Origin of the sequence: Faecalicatena contorta, from assembly GCF_021531995.1 — a bacterium.
Classification (GTDB): domain Bacteria; phylum Bacillota; class Clostridia; order Lachnospirales; family Lachnospiraceae; genus Dorea_A; species Dorea_A contorta_A.
On sequence record NZ_JAFBIZ010000162.1, the window covers coordinates 1 to 4,340 of the forward strand.

Below are 4,340 nucleotides of genomic sequence, written 5' to 3' on the forward strand. Positions count from 1 at the left end.
TGAAAGATAAATGAACAAATTGTTAACACGGATATTATGCAAAGATTTTGTTGGAAAATCCAAGAAAATGCTTTATACTTTAATACAGTTATCGATTAGAAAGGAAGTAAGAGCATGAAATACATTTCATTTGCGATTCCGTGTTATAATTCGCAGGAATATATGGCACATGCGATTGAAAGCATCCTTCCGGGAGGAGAGGACGTAGAGATTATTATTGTAAATGACGGATCGAAAGACAGAACATCTGAAATTGCGCATGAATATATGGAAAAGTACCCGAGTATCATTAAAGTGGTTGATAAAGAAAATGGGGGCCATGGAGATGCGGTAAATGCAGGACTTGCCGATGCACAGGGGAAATACTTTAAAGTTGTGGACAGTGATGACTGGGTAGATACAGAAGCACTGGAAAAAATACTTCAGTTTCTGCATCAGTTGGAGGATGAACAGGAGAGTATTGATATGCTGGTTTCGAATTATGTGTATGAAAAAGTCGGAGCAGCGCATAAAAAGGTCATACATTACAGGAATGTTCTGCCGCAGGAAAAGGTGTTCCGCTGGGATGAGATCGGACATTTTCACCTGGATCAATATATCCTGATGCATTCTGTAATCTACCGGACGGATATGCTGAAACTGAGCCAGATCAGTCTGCCAAAGCATACATTTTATGTGGACAATATCTATGTATACTATCCGCTTCCACACGTTCGTAAGATTTATTATCTGGATGTGGATTTTTACCGGTATTATATCGGAAGGGAAGATCAGTCTGTCAATGAAAAGGTTATGATTAAGAGACTGGATCAGCAGATCTTTGTTACCAGAAAGATGATAGATATGTATCAGATGAAGGATATCCAGAGTAAAAAACTTCGTCAGTACATGATGAATTATCTTGCAATTATGATGACAGTATCATCTATATTATGTATCCGGTCAAAATCCAAAGAAAATCTTGAGAAAAAGAAAGAACTCTGGGAGTATCTGAGGCAGAAAGATATCAAGACGTTCTTAAGAATTCGTTACGGAATTCTGGGGCAGACGATGAATATTCCGGGAAAGCCGGGAAGAAAGATCTCATCGATGGCATATTCTGTTGCCAGAAGACTGATTGGATTTAATTAAATCAAATCTATGAATAATATAACAGCCATATCATATACTAAGGATAGTGAAGAAAAGGAGTATATGATATGGCTGTTGATTTTAAAAATAGTGAAACAAAAGTGAATTTAATGAAGGCATTTGCAGGGGAAAGTCAGGCAAGAAACAGATATACCATTGCAGCACAGGAGGCGAGAGACAAGAAATACTATGCGATCGGAGAAGTGTTTCTATTTACTGCAGATCAGGAGAGGGCACACGCGAAAAGATTCTATGATCTTCTGAAAAATCTGAATGGAGAGACGATCGATATTGAGGGCGGTTATCCGGTAGACCATGATGACAGTATTACAGGATTACTGCGTGCAGCACAACACAATGAGATGGAAGAGGCAGATGATGTCTATATGGCTTTTGGAGAAAAAGCAAAGGAAGAAGGATTCATAGAAGCAGCATCAGCCTTTTTCCATATTGCCAGGATTGAGGCGGTTCATGGAAAACGATTTGGACTGCTCGCAGAGCTTCTGGAAAGTGGACGATATTACGAAACCGGCCGAACAGGATACTGGATGTGCCTGAATTGTGGATATATTCATAAAGGCACAAGAGTACCGGAAGTATGTCCGGCATGTCTGGAAGAAAAGGGATACTTTATTCCGGCAGATCTGGCACCTTATCTGAGAGGAGATCTGATTGTGGTATATTAATGAAAATGCAGCAAAAAGATTATTAAAACAGAAAGGGACAGTATGACAAGTCAAAAGTTGGAAAATCTGTTGAATCTGGCGTTGGATGCCACGGAAGAAGAACGGGAAAAATCACTGAATCTGGATGTCGGATATCATCCGATTGAAAGAAAATGGGATCTGATTGTAAAATATTCCGGAAATCTTGATCAGGTGAGAGCACTATCGGATCAGGTAACAGAACTTCAAAATGAATATGCGATTCTGACCATTCGGGAATCTTTGATTGAGAGGCTGGTGACTGTTCCGGAAGTGGAATATGTAGAAAAACCGAAGCGGTTGTTCTTTCAGGCGGCGAACGGAAGACGGGTATCCTGCATCAATGCGGTGCAGAATACCCGTTTTTCATTATATGGACAGGGTGTTCTTGTGGCGGTGATTGATTCAGGAATCGATTATACCAATGAAGACTTCCGCAATCCGGACGGTACGACCAGGATTCGTGCACTCTGGGACCAATCGCTGGTACCCGGGGAAGGGAGAAACTCTCCGGAAGGGTATACATTGGGAGTGGAATATACACAGGAGCAGATCAATGAAGCGTTACGACAGCCGACACTGCAGCTGCAGAGGGAGATGCTTCCAACTATGGATATCTCCGGACACGGAACTGCAGTTGCCGGGATTGTAGCAGGAAATGGACGAGGCAGTAATGGGGTGTATGCAGGTGTGGCATCACAGAGTGAACTATTAGTTGTGAAGCTTGGAAATCCGATGCAGGAAGGTTTTCCTCGTACGGTCGAATTGATGGAAGGGCTGGATTATGTTCTTCGGAAAGCGTTGGAATTCCGGATGCCGGTGGCAGTGAATATCAGTTTTGGCTACCCCTCTGTAGCGGCTCTGACACTTTGGACAAGGAAGTATCAGAAGAACCCATCAGATATAATTCGATAGTTTCTCCATTCCATATTACTTTATCTATAAATAATCTTAAAGTAGAACGCTTTTCTTCTAGGCTCATAGAATCAAAAGACTGACTGAAAGAAGTAAGCATCTTCGGAACATATTCCAACTCGGCTTCCAGCATGATGGATTGATTATTGGAGAGTTCCGATAGTTCTTTGATGCGCTTTTCAAGTTGTACTTTTTCCTCGTGAATCGAATTGATTCGTTCCTGTATGTAAGCATGAGCCGGAGAATCAGCACTTTCAGCGAGCGATATAAGCAGATTATTAATTTGCTTTTCCTTTTCAGAAAGACTGGCTTTTAAAGACTTTAATTCTGCTAAATGAGTATCCCCTTTAGCGAGTAAAGCCTTTTTCGTTTCTCTCCATTGTTTCAGAAAGACAGAATCATCTTCTGCTAATTTTTTAATTTCATTACAGACCATCTCATCAAGAAGGTTACCGGGAGCGTTTTTCATAGTGCAATTTTTCTGCCGGCTTTTTTCTTTTGTTTCACATAGATAATTAAAAGAGCGTGAGCCATCCGGTCTGGTAGAATGCCCCATCTTCGGACGCATCTTATTTCCGCAATGCCCACAGAAAATCAAACCAGACAAAAGTGCCTGATTGCTTCTTGGTTTGCGGAATGTTTTAGAAGCATTTAAAGCAAGCATATTCTGTACCTTTACCCAGTCTTTTCCAGAGACAAGAGGAGTATGCTTTCCGATTGCAATAATCCATGCTTCATATTCTTTCATATCGTGTGGAATTCCGCTGGTTTGGTTACTTTTATTAAATGCCATAATTCCGTATTCACTGCTGCATTCCGACTTCTCAAAGCAGAGATTTGCATTTAATTCATGAAAATAGTCCCACACAGTTTCATCTGCACTGGCATAGACAGGATTTTTTAAAATATTTTTAATAGCAAAACATTTAAATGGAATATTGTTGCGTGTGTAGATATGTTCTTCCTGTAATAATTTCTCTACCATTGTGAGAGAATTTGTTTCCAGATAGGCAGAGAAAATTTTCTGAATCGTTCGAGATTCTTCGGGAATGGGTTCAAGCATATATGCTTTCCTGGTTTTGCCATTTGAAGCAATACTTCCGGTAGTGACAGTGCTTTTATATCCAGTAGGAGTTGTACCGCCGAGCCAATGCCCACTCCTTGCCAGAGTTTGGAAGTTGTCTTTTAGTCGTGTGGCAAGATTTTCTCGTTCCATCTGTGCAAAAACGGAAGTAATAATCATCATAGCTTTTCCCATATGTGTCGAGGTGTCAAAAGATTCTTTGACTGACACGAAACCAATGCCCCATTCAGTCAATTGGTCTAATAATATAGAGAAGTCCTTGACACTTCTGGAGATTCGATCTAATTGATAGCAGATGATAACTTTTATTTCTTTTCGCTTACAGGCCTCTAACATGATTTGGAACTGAGGTCGATTGGTATTTTTACCAGAGTATCCTTCATCTTCAAAAACGATAATAGAATCTTCATCCTCAACATTGTAATGAAATTTCAGGTATTCTTTACATCTGGTAATCTGATTATCAATGCTTTCTCCTTTGCCTGTAAATTTTGATTTTCTAGAAT

Annotated in this window: 3 protein-coding genes and 1 pseudogene; 3 read left to right on the top strand and 1 reads right to left on the bottom strand. The window is 40.2% G+C overall.

Features of this window, described 5'->3' with window-relative positions; all coding sequences use genetic code 11:
* The first annotated feature begins 114 nt into the window (after positions 1-114).
* The 3 genes and pseudogenes from JQM82_RS14480 to JQM82_RS14490 form a co-directional block, all read left to right on the top strand.
* The gene (locus tag JQM82_RS14480) at positions 115-1,131 is read left to right on the top strand and encodes a glycosyltransferase family 2 protein (RefSeq protein WP_235251108.1); all 1,017 of its coding nucleotides are present in this window, start codon (positions 115-117) and stop codon (positions 1,129-1,131) included.
* Positions 1,132-1,199: 68 nt separating this feature from the next.
* Entirely contained in the window at positions 1,200-1,817 is a 618-nt protein-coding gene (locus tag JQM82_RS14485; RefSeq protein WP_235251109.1) for a rubrerythrin family protein, read from the top strand.
* A 42-nt stretch (positions 1,818-1,859) separates the two neighbouring features.
* Positions 1,860-2,678 (top strand): annotated as a pseudogene (locus tag JQM82_RS14490) (S8 family serine peptidase); the annotation flags it as partial.
* Here JQM82_RS14490 and JQM82_RS14495 read toward each other — a convergent pair.
* The gene (locus JQM82_RS14495; RefSeq protein WP_328284225.1) at positions 2,668-4,302 is read right to left on the bottom strand and encodes a recombinase family protein; all 1,635 of its coding nucleotides are present in this window, start codon (positions 4,300-4,302) and stop codon (positions 2,668-2,670) included. The pseudogene JQM82_RS14490 and the gene JQM82_RS14495 overlap by 11 nt on opposite strands.
* Positions 4,303-4,340 lie beyond the last annotated feature (38 nt).